This window comes from Nocardia brasiliensis (assembly GCF_042691675.1).
Classification (GTDB): domain Bacteria; phylum Actinomycetota; class Actinomycetes; order Mycobacteriales; family Mycobacteriaceae; genus Nocardia; species Nocardia brasiliensis_D.
Genome location: NZ_CP170507.1, coordinates 6900895 through 6920074 on the forward strand (window position 1 = coordinate 6900895; position 19180 = coordinate 6920074).

16 protein-coding genes and 1 other RNA gene are annotated in these 19180 nt (G+C 66.7%); 4 read left to right on the plus strand and 13 right to left on the minus strand.

What is annotated here, in order from left to right:
* Window positions 1-15: 15 nt before the first annotated feature.
* The 3 genes from ACFK0J_RS31690 to ACFK0J_RS31700 form a co-directional block, all read right to left on the minus strand.
* Window positions 16-2133, minus strand: a complete 2118-nt coding sequence (locus tag ACFK0J_RS31690; protein WP_378733389.1) for a prolyl oligopeptidase family protein — start codon at window positions 2131-2133, stop codon at window positions 16-18.
* Between the two features lie 154 nt (window positions 2134-2287).
* Window positions 2288-2869 (minus strand): TerD family protein, encoded by a 582-nt coding sequence (locus ACFK0J_RS31695; protein WP_218471030.1) that lies wholly within the window; start codon window positions 2867-2869, stop codon window positions 2288-2290.
* A 109-nt stretch (window positions 2870-2978) separates the two neighbouring features.
* Window positions 2979-3242 (minus strand): MarR family winged helix-turn-helix transcriptional regulator, encoded by a 264-nt coding sequence (locus ACFK0J_RS31700; protein WP_378733390.1) that lies wholly within the window; start codon window positions 3240-3242, stop codon window positions 2979-2981.
* 163 nt (window positions 3243-3405) lie between these two features.
* Here ACFK0J_RS31700 and ACFK0J_RS31705 point away from each other — a divergent pair, with 163 nt between their 5' ends.
* The gene (locus ACFK0J_RS31705) at window positions 3406-4857 is read left to right on the plus strand and encodes a pyridoxal phosphate-dependent decarboxylase family protein (protein WP_378733391.1); all 1452 of its coding nucleotides are present in this window, start codon (window positions 3406-3408) and stop codon (window positions 4855-4857) included.
* Here ACFK0J_RS31705 and ACFK0J_RS31710 read toward each other — a convergent pair.
* Both ACFK0J_RS31710 and ACFK0J_RS31715 read right to left on the minus strand, forming a co-directional pair.
* On the minus strand, window positions 4837-5496 hold the full coding sequence (locus tag ACFK0J_RS31710; protein ID WP_378733392.1) for an RraA family protein: 660 nt from the start codon (window positions 5494-5496) through the stop codon (window positions 4837-4839). The genes ACFK0J_RS31705 and ACFK0J_RS31710 overlap by 21 nt on opposite strands.
* 318 nt (window positions 5497-5814) lie before the next feature.
* Window positions 5815-6561 carry a helix-turn-helix domain-containing protein gene (locus ACFK0J_RS31715; RefSeq protein ID WP_378733393.1) on the minus strand — a complete coding sequence of 249 codons (747 nt, stop codon included), beginning with the start codon at window positions 6559-6561 and terminating at the stop codon, window positions 5815-5817.
* A gap of 200 nt (window positions 6562-6761) precedes the next feature.
* Between ACFK0J_RS31715 and ACFK0J_RS31720 the strand changes: the two genes are divergently transcribed.
* Window positions 6762-7904 carry a serine hydrolase domain-containing protein gene (locus ACFK0J_RS31720; protein ID WP_378733394.1) on the plus strand — a complete coding sequence of 381 codons (1143 nt, stop codon included), beginning with the start codon at window positions 6762-6764 and terminating at the stop codon, window positions 7902-7904.
* A gap of 92 nt (window positions 7905-7996) precedes the next feature.
* On the opposite strand, the gene ACFK0J_RS31725 is transcribed toward ACFK0J_RS31720, so the two are convergent.
* Entirely contained in the window at window positions 7997-9487 is a 1491-nt protein-coding gene (locus ACFK0J_RS31725; RefSeq protein ID WP_378733395.1) for an FAD/NAD(P)-binding protein, read from the minus strand.
* Between the two features lie 159 nt (window positions 9488-9646).
* Between ACFK0J_RS31725 and ACFK0J_RS31730 the strand changes: the two genes are divergently transcribed.
* Entirely contained in the window at window positions 9647-10759 is a 1113-nt protein-coding gene (locus ACFK0J_RS31730; RefSeq protein ID WP_378733396.1) for a response regulator transcription factor, read from the plus strand.
* Between the two features lie 313 nt (window positions 10760-11072).
* On the opposite strand, the gene ssrA is transcribed toward ACFK0J_RS31730, so the two are convergent.
* The 7 genes from ssrA to recQ form a co-directional block, all read right to left on the minus strand.
* Window positions 11073-11444: a transfer-messenger RNA gene (gene ssrA, locus ACFK0J_RS31735) on the minus strand.
* A gap of 99 nt (window positions 11445-11543) precedes the next feature.
* Window positions 11544-12407 carry an EamA family transporter gene (locus tag ACFK0J_RS31740; protein ID WP_378733397.1) on the minus strand — a complete coding sequence of 288 codons (864 nt, stop codon included), beginning with the start codon at window positions 12405-12407 and terminating at the stop codon, window positions 11544-11546.
* On the minus strand, window positions 12404-12877 hold the full coding sequence (gene smpB, locus ACFK0J_RS31745) for an SsrA-binding protein SmpB (RefSeq protein ID WP_218471040.1): 474 nt from the start codon (window positions 12875-12877) through the stop codon (window positions 12404-12406). The genes ACFK0J_RS31740 and smpB overlap by 4 nt, the downstream gene beginning before the upstream one ends.
* Before the next feature lie 65 nt (window positions 12878-12942).
* Entirely contained in the window at window positions 12943-13170 is a 228-nt protein-coding gene (locus ACFK0J_RS31750; protein WP_378733399.1) for a hypothetical protein, read from the minus strand.
* A 67-nt stretch (window positions 13171-13237) separates the two neighbouring features.
* Window positions 13238-14314 carry a metallophosphoesterase gene (locus ACFK0J_RS31755; protein WP_378733400.1) on the minus strand — a complete coding sequence of 359 codons (1077 nt, stop codon included), beginning with the start codon at window positions 14312-14314 and terminating at the stop codon, window positions 13238-13240.
* Window positions 14315-14410: 96 nt separating this feature from the next.
* Window positions 14411-15901, minus strand: coding sequence for an alkaline phosphatase (gene phoA, locus ACFK0J_RS31760; RefSeq protein ID WP_378733401.1), 1491 nt, complete (start codon window positions 15899-15901; stop codon window positions 14411-14413).
* A gap of 232 nt (window positions 15902-16133) precedes the next feature.
* Window positions 16134-18008, minus strand: a complete 1875-nt coding sequence (gene recQ, locus ACFK0J_RS31765) for a DNA helicase RecQ (RefSeq protein ID WP_378733402.1) — start codon at window positions 18006-18008, stop codon at window positions 16134-16136.
* A 195-nt stretch (window positions 18009-18203) separates the two neighbouring features.
* On the opposite strand from recQ, the gene ACFK0J_RS31770 reads away from it, so the two are divergent.
* Entirely contained in the window at window positions 18204-19172 is a 969-nt protein-coding gene (locus ACFK0J_RS31770) for an SMP-30/gluconolactonase/LRE family protein (RefSeq protein ID WP_378733404.1), read from the plus strand.
* The last annotated feature ends 8 nt before the right edge of the window (window positions 19173-19180 follow it).

Below are 19180 nucleotides of genomic sequence, written 5' to 3' on the forward strand. Positions count from 1 at the left end.
CCGGTTGCCCGATCCTCACATGAGTCTGCGCATGAAGTAAGTGTATTCGAGGGCGCTGGTACGGGCCTTTTCGTCGATATTGGTACCCGATCCGTGGCCGCCTTGGTCGGCCTCGTAGAAGAGATACGGGGTGCCGAGCTCGGCTAGACGAGCCGCGAACTTGCGGGCGTGCTGCGGACCGACGCGGTCGTCCTTGGTGGTAGTCCAGATGAACGGTTCCGGGTACGGCACTCCCGACCGCAATTGCCGGTAGGGCGAAATGGATTCGAGGAAGGCGCGCTGTGCGGGGTCCGCGACGGTGCCGTACTCCCCGACCCAGGACGCACCCGCGGCGATCTGCTCGTAGCGCATCATGTCGAGCAACGGCACCCGGATACCGACCGCGTTCCACAACTCGGGGTGTTGGGTGAGTTCGACGCCCATCAGCAGGCCGCCGTTCGAGCCGCCGATGATGCCGAGACGCTGCGGCGTGGTGATGTTGCGAGCGATCAGATCCTGACCGACAGCCGCGAAATCGTCGAAGGCGCGTTGCCGGTTGGTAGTGAGCGCGGCCTCGTGCCAGGCCGGGCCGAATTCGCCGCCTCCGCGAATATTCGCCACGACGAAAGCGCCGCCGCGCTCCAGCCAGCGCCTCCCGAGCAGGCCGTCGTAGCTGGGCGTTTGGGACAGGCCGAAGCCGCCGTAGGCATGCAGGATGGTCGGGGTGGTGCCGTCGAGTTTCATGTCCGCGGCGTGCACGATGAAGTACGGCACCCGGGTGCCGTCGGGTGATGCCGCCTTGTATTGCTCGACCACGTACCGGGACGAATCGAACCGTGGCGGTGTGGTTTTCACCGGTTGCACCCGGCCGGTGCCGGTGTCCAGGCTCCAGAGGGTGGTCGGCTCCAGAAACGAAGTGACCGACAGGTAGGCGACGCTACCCTGCGGATCGGCGTCCACGGTGTCGATAGTGGCGTTGTCCGGCAACGGCACCGGCGCGCCCGACCAGGAACCGTCCGGCCGCGGGGTGTAGACGGTGGCGCGTCCACGGACGTCATTCAGGGAGGTGACGACGATCCGGTCGCGGGTCGTCAACACCCCCTCCAGGGTCTCCGTGGGGCCGGGCAAATAGATCGGGGTGGCGCGCAGCCGTTGCGGATTCTTGATCACCTCGTCGGCGTTCAGCGAAACCAGTGATCCGGCAGGGAATGTCGCGCCCTCGGTGGTCCAGTCCTGCCGCAGCGATACCAAGAGGTGATTGCCGACGAGACCCGCCAGATCCGACTTCGGCGGCAACTCCAGCCGAGCCGTGCCGGACCCGGTGAGCAGGCTGAATTGACGTTCGAAGAAGGAGGGGCCGCGCTGGACGACGTTCAGCCTGAGCGCGTTCCCGTCGTCCAGCAGCAGCGGTTGCGTGCCGAGGCCGTCCGCCTTGTCACCACGAGCGATTTCCACTGCGTCCGTGAGGGGTTGGCCGCGCCGCAGCTGCTTGACGATGAACGGGTAACCCGAGGTCGTCATCTCCCCCGACTGCCACTCCCGCGAGACCAGCAACGTGTTGTCGTCCACCCAGGCGACGCTCTGCTTACTGCGCGGAAGCACGAACCCGTCGGTCACGAATTCCTTGGTGGCCATGTCGAATTCGCGCAGCGTCAGGGCGTCCTCGCCGCCTTCCGACAGGGAGACCAGGCACCGCTTCCGAGTGACCGGATCGCAGTCGACGCCCTTCCAGACCCAGTTCTTCTGCTCCGCTTCCGCCAGCGCGTCCAGGTCCAGCAGGGTGGACCAATTCGGTTGTGGCGACTCGTAATCGGCGACGGAGGTGGTACGCCAGATGCCGCGCGGGTGGTCGGGACCCTGCCAGAAGTTCTCGATCGCGCCGTGCAAGAACCTCGGCATGGGGATGCGATCGGGCGCGTTGCCGAGTTCCTTGGCCGCGGCCAGATTCTCGGCGTACCGAGGATCCTGCTCCAGCACGCGGAGCGTCTTGTCGTTCTCCGCGGCGACCCACGCTTTGGCTCGTGGACTGTCGAGTTCCTCCAGCCACTGGAACGGATCGTCCGGTGCCGCCTCGTGCCCGCATGCCGCGATCATCACCGCGGCGAGCGCCACCGCCCCTGCTCGCCACCAGCCACGCACGCCCACACCGCTCATGTATCCCCCTCGGAACAACACGTCGTCGCATCGATCGAGCCGTCACCGGAAGCCTACCGAAACGTCCTGGGTGGCCGCCCGATCCACCGCGCGGCCCTCAGGTCAGATGAACGGCGTAGCCGCTGGTTCAGCGGCTACGCCAGCTGCCCTACGACTACGCGACGGCGAAGCGGAGCAGTGCCTGCTTGTCGCCCTGCTTGATCTTGCCCTTGCGGTTCAGGACTTCCAGCTGCCAGGCGGAGCCGGAGCGGAAGGCGCGGGCCACGGCGTTGGCGTTGTCCGCGCCGAGCAGCGACGGCCAGATGTCGGCGACCTGCTGGCTGGTGCCGCCGCTCGCGTCGTAGACCTTGAAACTGATGTTGTTCGCTTTTTCGAAGGACGAGCCCTTCTTGAAGGCGGCGGCGACGAACACGATCGCGTCGATGCCGCCGGGCACATCGGCGAAGGTGACGTGGACGGTCTCGTCGTCGCCGGTGGCAGCGCCGGTCTGCTCGTCACCGCTGTGCAGGACGGAGCCGTTACCCAGCGGGTCCAGCGAGTCGAGCCCGGCGAAGCGGACCGGCTCGGCGCCCTGCATCAGGATGGCGATCAGGTCCAGGTCGACGCCGCGCTTGCGGCGGGCCCAGCCCAGTGCGCCGCCGCTCGCCCCCGCCGAAGGATCCCAGCTCACCCCGACACTCAGTTTGGTGACGCCTGCGAGATCCGCGGCGCCGTCTTCTTTCTTGAGCGTGATCATGGGTTCAGGTTAGCGGTGGTTTCTTAATTCCAAGCGCCAGAGACATTCTCGTCGAGCTCGGGCACGGGGGTGGCGAAATGCATTGATAGCTAATGCCTCTCAGTGCCGGTCAGGCGTTGGAGGTGGCTTTGGACAGGAGGCGATGCAGCTGGCGTTGTTCCCTGGTGGAGAGTCGGCTCAGCGGCAGGTGCCGGGTCATGGCGTCGACCAGCTTTTCGCGTTGCGCTATGCCCACCGCGGTGAGCGCGACCACTTTCACGCGTGTGTCGTCCGGTCCGGGTAGCCACTCGACGGTGCCGCGTTTCTCCAGCTTGTCGATAATGAAGGTGACCGTCGACGGATCGCTGCAGGTTCGGCGGGCAAGTTCGGACATCGATGGCGGCGGGGCCGCTGGAGTGAGGTGCCAGAGCATGTTCGGAGCCACCGCGGCATCGGCCTGATCGAAGCCTGCTAGGCGCGATTCCTGAGCTCCTCGCCAATCATGTTGGTCGACTGGCTATTTACAAAGGCGGCCAGCGCGGGGTTCGGTGTGAAGCATGGCCGATCCGCTCAAAGAACAAGAAGTCGCGGCGCACGCGTTGGCACTGGTGCAGCAGGCGGCGGGGCCGTATCTGGACAGTTTGCCGGAGCGGCTGGTGCACGACGCCACCTACGATCCACTCATCGACGACCTCGCCGGTCCGCTGCCCGAGCAGGGCGGCGGCACGCTGGCTGCGGTCGAGGAATTGCTCGCGGTCGGGACGCAGGCCGCGGTGCACACGTCCGGGCCCCGGTTCTTCCATCTCGTGGTGGGTGGGGCGACACCGGCGGCGATGGCCGGGGACTGGATTACCACACTGCTGGACCAGAACTCGGGGCTGTGGGTCACCTCCCCGCTGGCGTCGCGCGTCGAGACCGTCGTGCTCGGGTGGCTCAAGGATCTCTTCGGTCTGCCGCCGGAGTTCGGCGGGGTACTCACGCCCAGTGCCACTTTCGCGAATCTGACCGGGCTGGCGGCGGCCCGTTACTGGTGGGCCGACCGGCACGGGGTGGACGTGGTCTCCGACGGTTTGGCGGGATTGCCGCAGATGCCGGTGCTGACCAGTGGACTGGTGCACGCCAGCACCCGCAAGGCATTGCAGATACTCGGCTGCGGCCGAGACACGGTGCGCACCTTCGTCCGCGACGACGCCGGGCAGATCGACCTTGCCGCATTGGAGCAGGCGCTGGTCGCACTCGATGGTGCGCCCGCGGTGCTCGTCGGCAACCTCGGCGAGGTGAATACCGGCAACTCCGACCCCCTCAGCGACCTGGCCGACCTGGCCGCGGAATACCGCGCATGGCTGCACGTCGACGGAGCGTTCGGACTTTTCGCGGCACTGTCGCCGCGCACGGCGCACCTCGCCCGCGGCGTCGAGCGGGCGGACTCGATCACCGCCGACGGGCACAAATGGCTGAATGTGCCGCAGGAGAGCGGGTTCTCGTTCGTCAAGGACAACGCGTTGCTGGGCAAGGCATTCGGCGGCTGGGGTGCCGCCTACCTACCGACGCTCGATGACGAGCAGATCAGCTACAACATGCACGGGCCCGAATCCTCGCGCCGCGCACGGGCATTCCCCATCTGGGCGACGTTGCGTGCCTACGGCCGGGCGGGCTATCGGGAGATGGTCGAACGTCACCTCGACGTGGCCGCCCACCTCGGTCGCGTCGTCGACGAAGCAGCCGACTTCGAGCTGCTGGCACCGGTGCAGTTGTGCGTCACCTGCTTCCGTTACCGCCCGCCGGGCGTTCCGGAAGCAGCGTTGAACGCCCTCAATGCCCGGCTCGGGGAAGCGATCCTTACCGACGGACGGGTCTACGTCGGCACCACCACGTACCGAGGCATGACCGCCCTGCGCCCGACCTTCGTGAATTGGCGCATCACCGAGCCCGAGGCCGATCTGCTTGTCCAAGTCATTCGAGAGATCGGCCCCGGGTTGTGTGATCACCTAGGTCAGGAACCGCAGTGACGAGGGTTCGCCGGCGCGCAGGGCCGCGGCGTGGGCGTCGACGTTGAGTCCGTCGCTCAATGTCGCGCCCTCGTCCAGCCGCGCGATGACTTCGGCTTCGGCTTCCTTGATGCTCGCGGCGGCATCGAGCAGCGCCTCGATCCGATCCGGATCGACGACGATGATGCCTTCCTCGTCGGCCAGGATCAGGTCACCGGGAACCACCTCGACGCCACCGCAGGTTACCGGAATCTGAAGTTCACCGAGCTGGGATGTGGTGCCCGCCATCGGCGTAACGAATCGACTGTAGATCGGCAGCTCGCAGCTCCGGACGAACCCGATGTCGCGATACCCACCATCGACAATGATGCCGCCCAACTGCCGGACCAGTGCGCCACGAGCGAACAGCTCACCAGCGAAAGCGATTTCCCTCCCACCACCGTCTACGACGATCACATCGCCGGGCGCAGCACTCTCGATGGCGCGCAGTACCGCGAAGAAGTCGTCGCGACACCGAACAGTAAACGCGGGCCCCACAATCCTGCCCGCCGCCGACCGCAACCGAATCCCGTTGTCCAGCACCCGCATCGCCTTGTCGGCGTCACAAAGCGCCGTCGTATCGACGTTGCCGAACTCAGCGACAAGTTGATCGGCCAGCATCCGCGCCGCCCCTCCAAGGTCCGAAGTCAGTCGCCTCGACTGTACTTTCTAGACCGATGCCGGTCCGCACTCGGCGCTCGCGCATCCGTCCACCATGTTGCCGCTGCGGGAGACTCGGCCGTAGCAAGGCCCGAGGCCACCGCCCGTCAGTTCGGAGCCGCGTGCACTCTGTGCCACGAAAAATCGGCTGTCCGCCGACATGGGTTCTCCGTGCTGTGCTGAACAGGCCGAGGCAGACGCGACCGAGGAGATGGGGAGCGCCGTTGCAGCCGACGGGTTCTCCGGCGAAGCCGTCGGATACCGAGTGCGAACCGGCATTCAGCGGGTGGTCGGGTCGTCGCCGGTCTTGGCAGCCGAGCCGAGGGCGTAGACCTGGCGCCAGTGCTCGACGGAGCGGACCAAGTCCTCGCTGACGCGGAGGAGGAACTGGGCCATATTCGCCAGCCGGGCCCCGGCGGGCGTGGTGGCGCCGAGACGCTGTGCACCTTCCATACAGGCGGCGGCGATCCGAATATCCACGCGCGAGCTGGCAATGATGGTCTGGTACCACAGGTCATTATCGATGACGTAGCGGTCCGCGCGGCCTCGTGGGTCACGTTCGCGCCGCAGGAGCACCTGCCCCTCCAGGTACCCCACCGCCTTGGAGATCGAGGCCGGGCTGACGTGCAGGCGGCGCACGAGTTCGGCCGAGGTGAGGCTGCCGCTGTCCGTGGTGAAGAGCGCGGCCAGCACCCGGGCCGTCATGCGCGGCAGCCCTGCTTCGATGAGCAGGTCCGTGCTCTGCGCGGCGACCTGCTCCACGACCCGTGGGTCGCGACCGCCAACCTCGACGCTCCCGGTCTCCGGCGTCGGTGCAGCGTCGCGGCGCTTACGCCGGTATCGGGTGCTTGCCCGGTGGGCCTGCTCGGCGCGATAGCGGTTCGGGCCGCCGTTGCGCATCACCTCGCGGGTGACGGTCGAGGTCGGTCGCCCGAGCCTGCGGCCAATCGCGGCGTAGGTCAATCCGGCGCGCAGGCCGATGGCGATCTGTCGCCGATCCTGTTCGGTCAATCTTGCACCGGGCATAGGTTTCCTCAGCTGTCGGACTCGGCAACAGCCTAATGCAACGGGAGCGTTGCATTAGGCGACATCCATCGCGCAACGAAATATACTGTCTCAGCAGCGAATACGTGTGCGTTTGCGGAAACGTTTGATTGAAAGATCTCTGAACGCAACGTTACTTTTGTCATGTCAGAAAGATTTTCCCAGAGCAAGGACGAATCGACATGACCCACAACGATATTCAGCAGGTACTGGACGGCGCGGTGGCCAAATACCACGTGCCCGGCATCGTCGCCGAGGTCGCGCACGGTGAACAGACCTGGTTCGGCTCCGCGGGCGTGGCCGACCGCACGACCGGCGCCCCGCGTAAGCCGGGGGAGCACGTGCACACCGGCAGCGCCGGTAAGGCATTCACAGCCGCCACGCTGCTGGCCCTCGAAGCCCAGGGCGTCCTGAGCATCGACGACACCGTCGAGAAGTGGCTCCCCGGCGTACTGAATGTCAACGGCTACGACGGCAACACGATCACCATCAGGCACCTGCTCAGCAACACCAGCGGTCTTTTCGTCACCGGGCTCGCACCGGAATTGAGCCACCGCTACGCGACGCGGTCGTCCTTCGACGAGCACCGCCTCGACGAGTTCACCACCGAAGAGCTACTGCGGCTCGCGGTTTCGCAGCCGCCGATCGGTGCGCCGGGCGAGCGCTTCGCGTACTCCAACGGCGGCTTCTTCATCGCCGGGGCGATCATCGAGAAAGTCACCGGCAACAGCTACGCCGCGGAGGTCGACCGCCGAGTCGTCCAGCCGCTCGGCCTGACCCGCACCTACGTGCGCCCCACGGAACACACCGGATACCCCGAACCGCACCCGAGGGCGTACTCGACCCTGTTTTTCAAGGAAGGCGCGGACCCGTCCGCGATGACCCCGGAGAACTGGGAGTCGATGATGGAAGATCCCGGCCTCGAGCCGCTCGACGTCACCGAGTTCAAGACCTCAGGCGGGTTTTCGGCAGGCAACGTCATTTCGACCACCGGCGAGATGGTCCGGTTCATCGACGCGCTGGCCACCGGCAGCCTGCTGCCGCCGGACCAGCATCGTCAGATGTGGACCACGGTCTCCACCGAGGGTGGTCACTGGATGCCGCATGCCCGTTACGGTCTCGGCCTGTTCGAGTTCGATAAAGCGGCCACCGACGGCCGGACGTTGCGCGGCGTCGGCGGCAGCTTCTGGGGCTCCTGGTTCTTCGCGGTGACCGACCCCGGTGACCGGCACACACTCGCCGTGCACACGAATACGGAATGGAAGTCCTGGAACCTCATGTTCGAACTCATCGAGGTGGAGTTCGGCGTCGCCATCGGCTCGTAAAGGATCTCCGAGGCGGGCGAGAACCCAGCTGTGCGTTGGGTTCTCGCGGGAGAAACTGTGTGATGGCAGCGTCGGCAGCCGTTCGGCAGGCCTTACGTCTCCGACAGGATGTGTGCCAACCGCTTGGCCTCGGTGGCCAGGCCGGGCGGGTTGGTGGCGATGAACATGGAATCGGCGGCCAGATTGCCCAACACATGCCACGTCGGGTCCGAGCGACCGCGCACCAGTGGGGCTCGGGTGTCGCGGTCGACAGCCAGGCCACCCCTCGAATGGAGTTCGGCGGCACCGGCTGCCAGCAGCGCGCTCACCAGCGGTCCGGCGTCGGTTGGCGTCGTGTACGCGGGCGGGTTGACGGCATTGACGACCACATCGGCAGCCCAGTCGGTCTCGCCGACAATCGTGAAGCCGCCACTCGGTCGCGCCTCGATCTTCGTCACCCCGGGCCGCAGCCGTAGTTGTCCCGAATCCAGCAGGCGCATTAGGATCTTCGCGTTGTGCGGCACCATCGGCGAGCTGAGGCTGTTGATGGTGCGAAAGTGCCGCTCCCGCAATCGGATTCGATCGGATTCGGACAGCAGCGGCCAGGCCAGCGGTCCGACCACGCGAATGGCCATGGCGAGTAGTCGCGATCCATGATGCGGGGAATCGACCTCCGCCAGTTGCCGTCGCAGCCGGTTGACGGGTGGTTCGGATTCGGTGGCCAGGATTTCAGCGGCGAAGGTGTCGAAGTCTTGACCCAGGTCGGTGAGTTCGGCGCGCATCAGGGCGACGAGATGGTCGAAGGTGAGACCCCCGTCAGTCGCCGCGGCGAGGATCGCATCGGGTGTGAGATGTCGCAGCTCCAGTCGGACCGGGCGCTTTTGCACGAATGGCAATATCCCACTGCGGGATACGAAACTGATCGGGCCGGTGTGCCCGTTTGCCGCCAATGCGGCAGCGATATCGACCGCGGTCAACCCACTACCGATCAACCCCACATGCGCCCCCGGCGCGATGTCGGCGAGTGTGTGCGCCAGGGGGTAGGGCTCGTTGACATAGCCGGGTGCGCCGGTCAGACCATAATGGTCGCGGGGGCGGCCGTTCCCGACCGCCAGTACCGCGCGATCCACCGGCACGCGGCCTCCGTCCTCGGTGTGCAGCACCGCGCCGTCGACCGAGTGCGCGCCGTCATACTCCGCGTATCCGCCCCGCGTGAACCCGGTGACGCGGGCGTTGACGATACTCACCCGCCAGCCGGCCCTACGTAATTCACCGATGGCGGCTCGCGCCGTGTCCTCGAGATATTCGCCGTAGCGCGCACGCGGCACCAGTATCTGCCCCAGCGCTTCGTCGCGATACCCCGCTACGTCTGTACGTGACGCCAACCACCGCTGGTAGTGCGTCGGGTCCCCGGCGCGAATCGACATGATCATCGGCGGCGCATTCACCCGCACCGCCTCGATATCCGGCTGATACGGCCGACCTCGCCACACAGCGGGCGAGCCATCGAAAACAGTAATGGTTCCCGGCTTTCCGCCCGTCGCCGCGAGTGCGTCGAGCAGTCCGACTCCGGCCGCTCCGGCCCCGACGATTCCGATACGCATGGCACTACTCCTTTCGAGCACCGTCTGGTGCGTTGACCAGCGTCATCGGCTTCGGCTCCCCGTCCTATCCCCCGAATGAGGGGAATTTCTGCGCGGGCGCCCGGTTCCCCTTCATATGAGGGATGGCGGATGCCCGGTGAACCCAGCAGGATCGCCATCATGACCACTCCGACCCGCAATGCGGTCGAGGCACTGCTGAAAGACATCGCGGACGCACCGGACCCGCACACCCTGTTCGCGGACGCCTCCACTCGCCTGCGCCGCATCGCGCCGTTCGACGCCGCGGTGTGGGTGGCCACCGATCCGAGCAATGGATTGACTACCGCCCCGGTGCGAGTGGAGAACCTGCACGAGGGTGGCTGCGGAACCTATTGGGAATCCGAAATGCTCGCTGAACACGTCAATCTCTTCAGCGACCTGGCGCGCGCTCGAGTGCCGGTCGCGGGCCTGCGCGCGGTGACCGAGGGCCGCCCGGCCCGCAGCCCGCTCTACCGGAATTTCATGCGCCCCCGAGGTTTCGAGGACGAACTACGCGCCGTCTTCCGCGTCGACGGTCAACCCTGGGGTCAGCTCAGTCTCTTCCGTGAGCGCGGGCGCTCCGAATTCGACGCAACTGATATCGCTCTCGTCACAGCACTGTCCGCACCCCTCGCCCAGCGGCTGCGGTCCTTCGTCCAGCCCTCGACCACGCCGACTCCGGAGGACACTGCCCGGGCACCCGGCATGTTGCTGTTCGACGCGGACGGAAACCTGGTGTCGCTCAATGACGAAGCCCGGCACCTGCTCGACCAGATGCCGCCCGGCCCATCCACCAGCACACCGCTCGGCATCGAACTGCCGCTGCCGGTATGGATTCTCAGCACGGCCGGCCGCGCCCGACTCACCGGCGGCAGCACCCGCATCCGCATCCGCGCCACCACCGGGCACTGGCTGGTCTGCCACGCGTCGTGCCTGCGCGCCGCCGACGGCCGCGGCAGTTCGATCGCGCTGGTCATCGAACCCGCCAAACCCTCCGAGGTCGCCGCCCTCGTGATCGCCGCCTACGAATTGACCCGCCGCGAGCTCGACGTCATCGAACTCATCGCACGTGGCTTGCCAACCGCGGATATCGCCGCACAGCTCCACCTGTCCCCCCACACCGTGCGCGACCACGTGAAGGCGATCTTCGACAAGGTCGGCGTCACCAGCCGAGGCGAACTGGTGGCGAAACTGTTCACCGAATTCCAGCAACCCATCACCGCCCGCGCCACCGTCCGCGTCGAGCGGGACTAGGGGTCCGGGGGCTGCGGCTTCTAAATCGGCCGACCGGCGAGGGGATCCGGGGGCGCGGCATCGGGACTGGCGAACCGGCGGGGGGTCGGGGCGCGGCTTCCGGGTAGTCGAACCCGCGGAGGGGGTCCGGGGGCGGCGCATCCGGACTGGCGAACCGGCGAGGAGTCCGGGGGCACAGCATCCGGACTGGCGAACCCGCGGAGGGGGTCCGGGGGCGAAGCCCGCCGGGCGGGGCGTGGGGGCTGCGCCCCCATAAGACACGACGAAACGAGCAAGGCCCATGCTCCCCATGAGCATGGGCCTTGCACGAGTGAAGTGGAGCTGCCGGGAATCGAACCCGGGTCCTCCGCCGCGTCTCCAGGGCTTCTCCGTGTGCAGTTCGCTGTGCCTCTACTCGGATCTCTGAGTCTCGCGAACTAGCTCAGATGACGATCCCAGTCGCTGTTTGATGTTCCGCCCTAGTCCGCGACCGGCTCGGACGGTAAGTCCCTCTAGCTGATGCCAGTACCCGGGTCGAGGGACGAACCCGGACTGACAGAGACGACCTGCTACTTAGGCAGCGAGGGCGTACTCGCGCTGATTGGAATCGGCGCTTAATTGGTTGCAATGACGCTTACGGTGGTCTCTTGCCTGCACCGACACGCTTCCCCTGAATCTACGTACGCAGTCGAAACCGTTCAGCCCCGTACGTCCCGACACCTTGCCGGGCTGTTCATATTAACACCGGCCAGCGCCCGGTTCTTCCCATTATTCGGTGGGTGTCGGCGGGTGTGATCGCCCGCACTCAGGCTGCGGCGATCAAACCGACGGAGACCAGCGCGAGCACCATGCCGACTTGCTGCTGGCGGCCGACCCGCTCACCGAGCAGCACCATCGCCAGTAGCACGGTGGCGGCGGGGTACAGCGAGCCGATCACGCTGACCAGCGAGAGCATGGATCCGTGGAACGCGTACAACAGGCTCGCGTTGCCGATCACATCGAGCACGCTGATGTAGAACGCCAGCCGCAGCGGTTCGCCGCGCAACCGCTGGAACTGTCCGGCCGAGAGTGCGATCACCCAGACCACCCCGGTGGCGGCGGCGCGCTGCGCGAGCAAGGGCCACAGTCCGGCGGAAGCGGCGGTTTCGTGCAGGAAGACGAACATGAAGCCGAATGCCACGCCGGATCCGACGGTCAGCAGGGCGACCTTCTTGGTGAAGCGCAGCTCGCGCCCACCGGTGATCTCCTCGGTGACCTCGTCCGGCGATTCCCGGCTGACCAGCAGCACGGCGACCAATGCGAACGCGATACCGGTGAAGGCGAGCGGCCCGGGCCGCTCCCCGATCACCAAACCCATCAGCACCGGAATGCCCGCCACCAGCACCGCGGTCAGCGGTGACACCACCGCCATCGGACCGCTGGCGAGCGCGGCATAGAACCACCAGACGGCGACACCGCTGGCAACGCCCGCCGCCAAGCCCCAGCCCATCGATGCGGCGTCGGGCGTCCCGTCGACGAACGGCAGGAGCAGCAGCACCAGTGCGACCGAGAACGGATAGGAGTAGATGACGACCCGCAGCGCGGTCACCTTTCGGGCCGCGACACCGCCGAAGAAGTCGCTGACGCCGTAGCCGAGGGCGGCTACCAGCGCGAGGACGACTGCCGTCAACGCATGCCTTTGATGCGCCGCCCTAGCTCACGGGTGACCTCGCGCTCAGCGGTGCGCTTCGCCAGATCCTGACGCTTGTCGTAGTCCTGCTTGCCCTTGGCGAGGGCCAGTTCGACCTTCACCTTGCCGTCCAGGAAGTACATGGACAGCGGCACCAACGTCTGGTTGCCCTCGCGGGACTTGCCGACAAGTCGGTCGATCTCGCGCTTGTGCAGCAACAACTTCCGCACCCGGCGCGGCGAATGGTTGGTCCAGGTGCCGTGGCTGAATTCCGGGATGTGCAGCCCGCGCAGCCACACCTCACCGTTGTCGACCGTCGCGAAGGCGTCCACCAGCGAGGCCTTGCCTTCGCGCAGGCTCTTGACCTCGGTGCCGACCAGCGCGATCCCGGCCTCGTAGGTGTCCAGGATCGTGTAGTTGTGCCGCGCCCGGCGGTTGGTCGCGATGACCTTGCGCCCCTGTTCCTTCATAACGATCAACCTTAAGTGACGCGGCAACCGGATTATTCCCAGGTCGTGGCGCGGCACCCGCGGGACTAGCCGCCAGGGCGCAGGACGACCCAGAGTATGAGCAGCGCAATGAAGGTGACGGTGAGCAACACGGTGGACAACCGGGGCAGGCCGCGGTGTGGCGGCGGGCGATGCCGCAGCCAGACACTTTCCACGGACGGATCGGTCCCTCTGGTGACGTTCGGCGGCGCGTCCGGAGCCTCGGAGCCTTGGGAACCGCCGGACACCTCGTCCGGATCATCACCGGTAGCCATAGCCAGCACGGTAGCCCGCACGGCGGCGACACGTCGCAATTCCCACGCGCCGCAATGCAGTTGGTATTCAGGCGAGACGTCGGGTGAACGCCTCGGTGGCGGCGCCGGTCGGTACATCGACGGTGCACACGCGCAGGTCCACGGTGGTGGCGGTGAGGTCCATCACCATGAAGCCCAGCTGGTGGTAGCTCTCGAACAGCGCCTTGTGTCCGGCTCGGGGCGCGATCTCGGGTTCGGCGCCGACGGTCTTGGCGGCCGCGCCGGACACGATCTGCCTGGTGCCCTTGGATTCGATGGTCGGCTCCAACACCTGGAGGGAATGGTCGTGCCCGGACAGGATGAACTGGCACTTGCCGATCACGTGGTCTTCGAAGAACCGCTTCACGTGGATGCCGTTGATGGGTTCGATGGGCAGGCCCTCGTAGCGTCCGGCGTCACCGTGCGGACCGTTGTTGAGGTACGGGTGGTGGGTGCAGACGATCTTCCAGGTGGCTGTCGACTCGGCGATGGCGCGATCCAGCCAGGCGCGCTGCTCGTTCATGAACTGCCCGTCGACCGCCCAGTACGGCGAAAAGACCGGCGGAATATAGGCGGCGAGCGGGTTGAGGTCCAGGACGAAGAACTCGACCACGGGGTTCTGCGCGGGAAGAGGCACCGAGTAGTACCGGCTCGGCATCCACCAGCGTGGCGAGTTGGCGTGGTATTCGACCTCGTGGTTGCCACGTAACAGCCAGCCGCCGTCACCGGGGAGAACGGAGCTGGTGTCATGGTTGCCGAGCACCATCAACCAGGGAAAATCCAGTCCGGCGTTGGGGTTTTCGAATTTCGTGGCGAACTGGGCGTCGGTGCCGCTGTTCGGGCCGCTCTCATAGATGTTGTCGCCGAGCCCGAGCGCCAGCGACACCGGTTCGTGGCGATGGAATTCACGCATGGCGTCGGCGACCGCCCACTGGGTTCGCGTTCCGGTGCCCGCGTCGCCGGTCACCAGTACCCGCAGGCGGCGCCCGGTGGGGAAGTCGAACTTGGTCACACCGTCGGCGACCGGCACTGCCTGGGCGGGCGACAGCCCGACGAGCGAGGCACCGGCCGCGACGCCGGCCGCTCCGGCCAGAAATCCCCGGCGGCCAAAGCTGTTGTCACGCATGTGATGTCCTCCGCAGTCCGGTATCCCCGCCCGGCAACCATCTTCGCCCATCGGGTGCGAGATGGCGACGCCGGGCGGGGCCTTGCCAGCTAGGAACTACTTCGCTGCGGCGACCGGCTTCTTGTTCCGGTCCAGACCGAGTGCGTCGGACATGGTGAAGAAGAGGTCCGTCTGATCGGTGAGGCCGACGACGTTCGCGGCGCGCGGGCCGTACGCGGCGACGCGCAGCTGGGTGCCGGTGTGCTCCTGCGAGCCGCCCACTTCGGCATTGCCGTAAGAGACACCCATCTCGGCACCGTCCTTGGTGACGACCTTGCTGGTCAGCGACGCGGACTTGGTATCGAGCGGGACGATCTGGCTGCTGTGTGCGTGGTCGGCGGTGACGATCACGAGGGTGTTGCCGTCGCTCTTGGCGAATTCGAGCGCGGCCTGGACCGCCTCGTCGAGATCCACGGTCTCACCGACCTGACCGCACGGGTTGGCGCTGTGGTCCTGCTTGTCGATCGAGGCGCCCTCGACCTGCAAGAAGAAACCGTCCTTGCGCGGCTTCAGCAGGTCGATCGCCTTACGGGTCATGCTCGCCAGGTCGGGCTGAGTGGCGGCCCGCTCGGGGTTGGGGCGACAGGTCTGCGCGGGCAGGTTCAGGCCGTGCGGCACGGCGAGGTCACCGGTCCAGCGGACCGGCATGTTGCCGGGCGAGAACAGGCCGAGCACCGGCGCATCCTGGTCTGCCTTGGTGACGCCGTCGAGGCCCGCCTTGTCGGCGACAACGGTGTAGCCACGCGCCTTGGCCTGGTCGCGCAGGGTCTGGCCCTGCCACTGACCGGCGGTCGCCTTCTGGTCGAAGCTCTTCGCGCCGCCGCCGAGGGTGACATCGGCGCGGGTGCCGAGCAGCTGCTCGCTGATCGAGCCGAGTCCGCCCTTCTCCAGCGCGTTGGTCGGGCACTTCAGTGCCGTCTCCTCCGGGCCGTAACACTTGCGGTCGGTGACATGCGCGCCGAGCACCGCCGGGGTGGCGTCCTGGATTTCGGCGGTGGTGACGTTGCCGGTGGCCTTGCCGTTCGCCTTCGCGATTTCCACAAGGTTGGTTTGCGGTGCGCCGGCCAGGTTCACCCCGATCGCGCCGTTGTAGGTCTTGGTTCCGGTCGCCCAGGCGCTGCCGCTGGCCGCGGAATCGGTGACGTAGTCCGGCTTTCCGGTCGCCTTGTCCAGCGAGTAGTGGGTGTAGGAGCCGGTGAGCGGCAGTGCGTCGATGCCCTTGAAGTAGCCGCCCGCGCCCTCGGCGACGTTGCGCGCCACCGTGATTTCGGAGTCGCCCATGCCGTCGCCGATCAGCAGGATGACGTTCTTGGCCTGGTTGCCGTTGAGCGAGGCGCGCAGGGCGTCGGTCCGGTCGCCGGTGGTCCGCCGAGCACCACCGTTCTCGCTGACCGTGCCTTTGGCGTTGGGGGTGAGGAAATCACCGTTGCCCTGCTTCGTGGAGTCGGCGGATCCGCAGGCGGCCAGTGCCCCGACGAGAACGGCGGCGCCCAGGACGGCGCCCGCACGGAACCGGCGGGGCATGGAACGCGACGAGACAGGGGGCATGGGCGAAAACTCCGTTGTTCGTAGATACATGGGATGTTCGGAGCTTTACGAGGTCATCTGAACAAAAAGGGCACAGTGGGCAACCGCCTGGTTACCGCGCGATTTCCCATTAGCATGTTCGCATAGGTCAGCTCGGCGCAGTGCAAGCGAAAGCTGCTGCCGCACAGTAACTTTCATGCAGCACGACGAATGAGTCCAGCAGTCCGACCGATCGGCCGGAGCGTGCAGAATGTCACTCTCCGGCCAGGACCTCCAGCACCTGTTCGCCGTACTTGGCCAGCTTGTTCTCGCCGACGCCGTTGACCGTGCCGAGATCGGCCAGGCTGGTCGGCTTGCGGGCCACGATCTCGCGCAGGGTGGCGTCGTGGAAGACGACATACGCGGGAACGCCCTGCTCCTTCGAGGTCGCCGCCCGCCATTCCCGCAGCTTCTCGAACACGGGAACGTCCGCGGGCGCCAAATCGGCCGCTGGGGACTTGCTCGCCTTGGCGGTTCGCGCCGGTTTGGGCGCACGCTCGATCTCACGGCGCAGCAGCACCTGGCGCCCTTCGAACAGCACCTCGTTGCTCGCGTCGGTGAGGGTCAGCACCCCGTAGTCGCCGTGCACCGCGAGTAGCCCGCCGGCCAGCAATTGCCGGACCACGCCGCGCCATTCGATATCACGCAGATCGGTGCCGATCCCGAACACCTTCAGCTCGTGGTGATCGTGTTGCAGCACCTTGGGGTTCTTCTTGCCGAGCAGGATGTCGACGATGTGACCCGCGCCGAAGCTCTGGCCGCGTTCGCGTTTCAGCCGCAGCACCGTGGACAGCAGTTTCTGTGCCGGGACGGTGCCGTCCCAGGATTCCGGCGGGGTGAGGCAGGTATCGCAGTTGCCGCACGGCTGCCCGGGCTGATCGAAGTAGTTGAGCAACTGCACCCGACGACAGGTCACCGTCTCGCACAGCGCCAGCATGGCGTCCAGGTGCAGCTGCAACTGGCGACGATGCGCGGCGTCGCCGTCCGAGGCGTCGATCATCTTGCGTTGCTGCACAACGTCGTTGAGGCCGTAAACCATCCACGCCGTCGAGGGTTGCCCGTCGCGGCCCGCCCGGCCGGTCTCCTGGTAGTAGCCCTCCACGGATTTCGGCAGATCGAGGTGGGCGACGAAACGCACGTCCGGCTTGTCGATACCCATGCCGAAGGCAATCGTCGCGACCACGACCAGGCCGTCCTCGCGGAGAAACCGGGTCTGGTTCTCGGCACGGGTGCGGTTGTCCAGGCCCGCGTGGTACGGCACGGCGCTGACACCGTTCTCGGTGAGGAACGCGGCGGTCTTCTCCACCGAATTGCGGGACAGGCAATAGACGATGCCCGCGTCGCCGGCGTGCTCGGTCCGGATGAACTCCAGCAGCTGGCGATCCGGCTTGTTCTTCGGCTCGATGCGGTACTGGATATTGGGTCGATCGAAACTCGCCACGAACCGGCGGGCCGACCCGAGGTCGAGGCGCTGGACGATCTCGTCGCTGGTCTTCGCGGTCGCGGTCGCGGTCAGCGCGATGCGCGGCACGTCGGGCCAGCGCTCGTGCAGCATGGACAGCGCCAGATAGTCGGGCCGGAAATCGTGGCCCCACTGCGAAACACAGTGCGCCTCATCGATCGCGAACAGGCCGACCTTGCCGCGATCGAACAGCTGCGCCGTCGATTCCAACCGCAGTCGCTCCGGCGCCAGGTACAGCAGGTCCAACTCCCCCGCCACGAACTGCGCCTCCACGGCGCGACGCTCGTCCGGGAACTGGGTCGAATTCAAAAATCCGGCACGTACCCCGAGCGCGCTGAGCGCGTCCACCTGGTTCTGCATCAGCGCGATCAGTGGCGAGATCACCACCCCGACGCCGGGCCGCACCAGCGCGGGCACCTGGTAGCACAGTGACTTGCCGCCGCCGGTCGGCATGAGCACCAAGGCGTCGCCACCGGCGACCACGTGCTCCACGATTTCCCGCTGGTCACCGCGGAAGCTGTCGTAGCCGAATACCCGGCGTAGAACCTCTTGCGCCGCAACGGATCCGGCGTCCGCACCAGGATCGGTGTCGGTCGCCACGGCCGCGAATGCATCGGGGAGAGTCACCCGGCCCATCCTACGAGTGCGCGCCCGCGGCGCTACCGGTACGTCGGCAGAATTCCCCGCTCGACTCTCGAGTACTCCACATGTGGATAAACCGAACCCGGTTTCCCGAGGTCGAAGCCTTGACCTGCGGCTATCGCGCACCGTGGCGAAATCATCGAGCGGCCTGGCCGATGAGGCCCTGTTAGGTTGGCGCACATGGCAATAGGGACGGGGAGTGATCGAATTCGGGCGGTGCTGCTCACCGTGGCGATTGCGGCGGGCATTGCCGCTGCCGCACCGATGGCGAGTGCGGGGACTCTTCCGTCGATGTGCGCCGAGGGCTGGGCAGCGACCACGCTGGTCGAGGGGGTCGGCAATCTGGAGAACCTCGACTCCGACGGCCACGGCGGGTTCTATGTCACCGGCATCATCGACGGGTTCCTTGCCCATGTCGACAGCGCAGGTCGATTCGAGAAGCTGGTGACCGGCCTGGATCATCCGGCGGGTGTGCGGGTCGCCGGTCCATACGTCTACTTCCTCACCGGGGACGGGTTGCTGGAAGCGCCCGGCACGCTGCGGCGGTACGAGATCGCAACCGGCGCGGTGACGGTCCTGCTCACCGGATTGAACGGCCCGAACGGCCTGCTCTTGCTGCCCGACGGCGATCTGCTGTTCACCACCATCGGCACCAACGGACCGCCCACCGGGATCGCCCGCTACCGGCCGTCCACCGGCGAGTACACCCGGACCTGGTCGAATCTCCCGCTGTCCAACGGCATCGCGCTGGCGCCCGGCGGACAGTCCATCTACGCCGACAACATGACCCTGCGAATCTTCCGCATCCCACTGGACGCCCCCGAGAACCCGGTCGTCGTCTCCGAAATCCCGAACCTGATCTCGCTGCCCGACGATATGGAGGCCACCCGCGCGGACACCCTGTACGTCGCCGACCACGCATTCGGCTCCATCAACCAGGTGAACACCGCGACCGGCGCCACCTGCGCCATCATCAGCGGCCTGATCAAACCCGGTCCGATGCGCAATCCACCGGACGGGACCACCTCGGTCCGCATCGCGCGCGACGGTGACGGCTGGGCGTTGTACGTCACGGGCATGGACGGAACACTGCGCCGACTACGCCCACCGGCGGGCATCGACCTCACCCCCGCCACCCCCAACCGGTAGAACAAAGG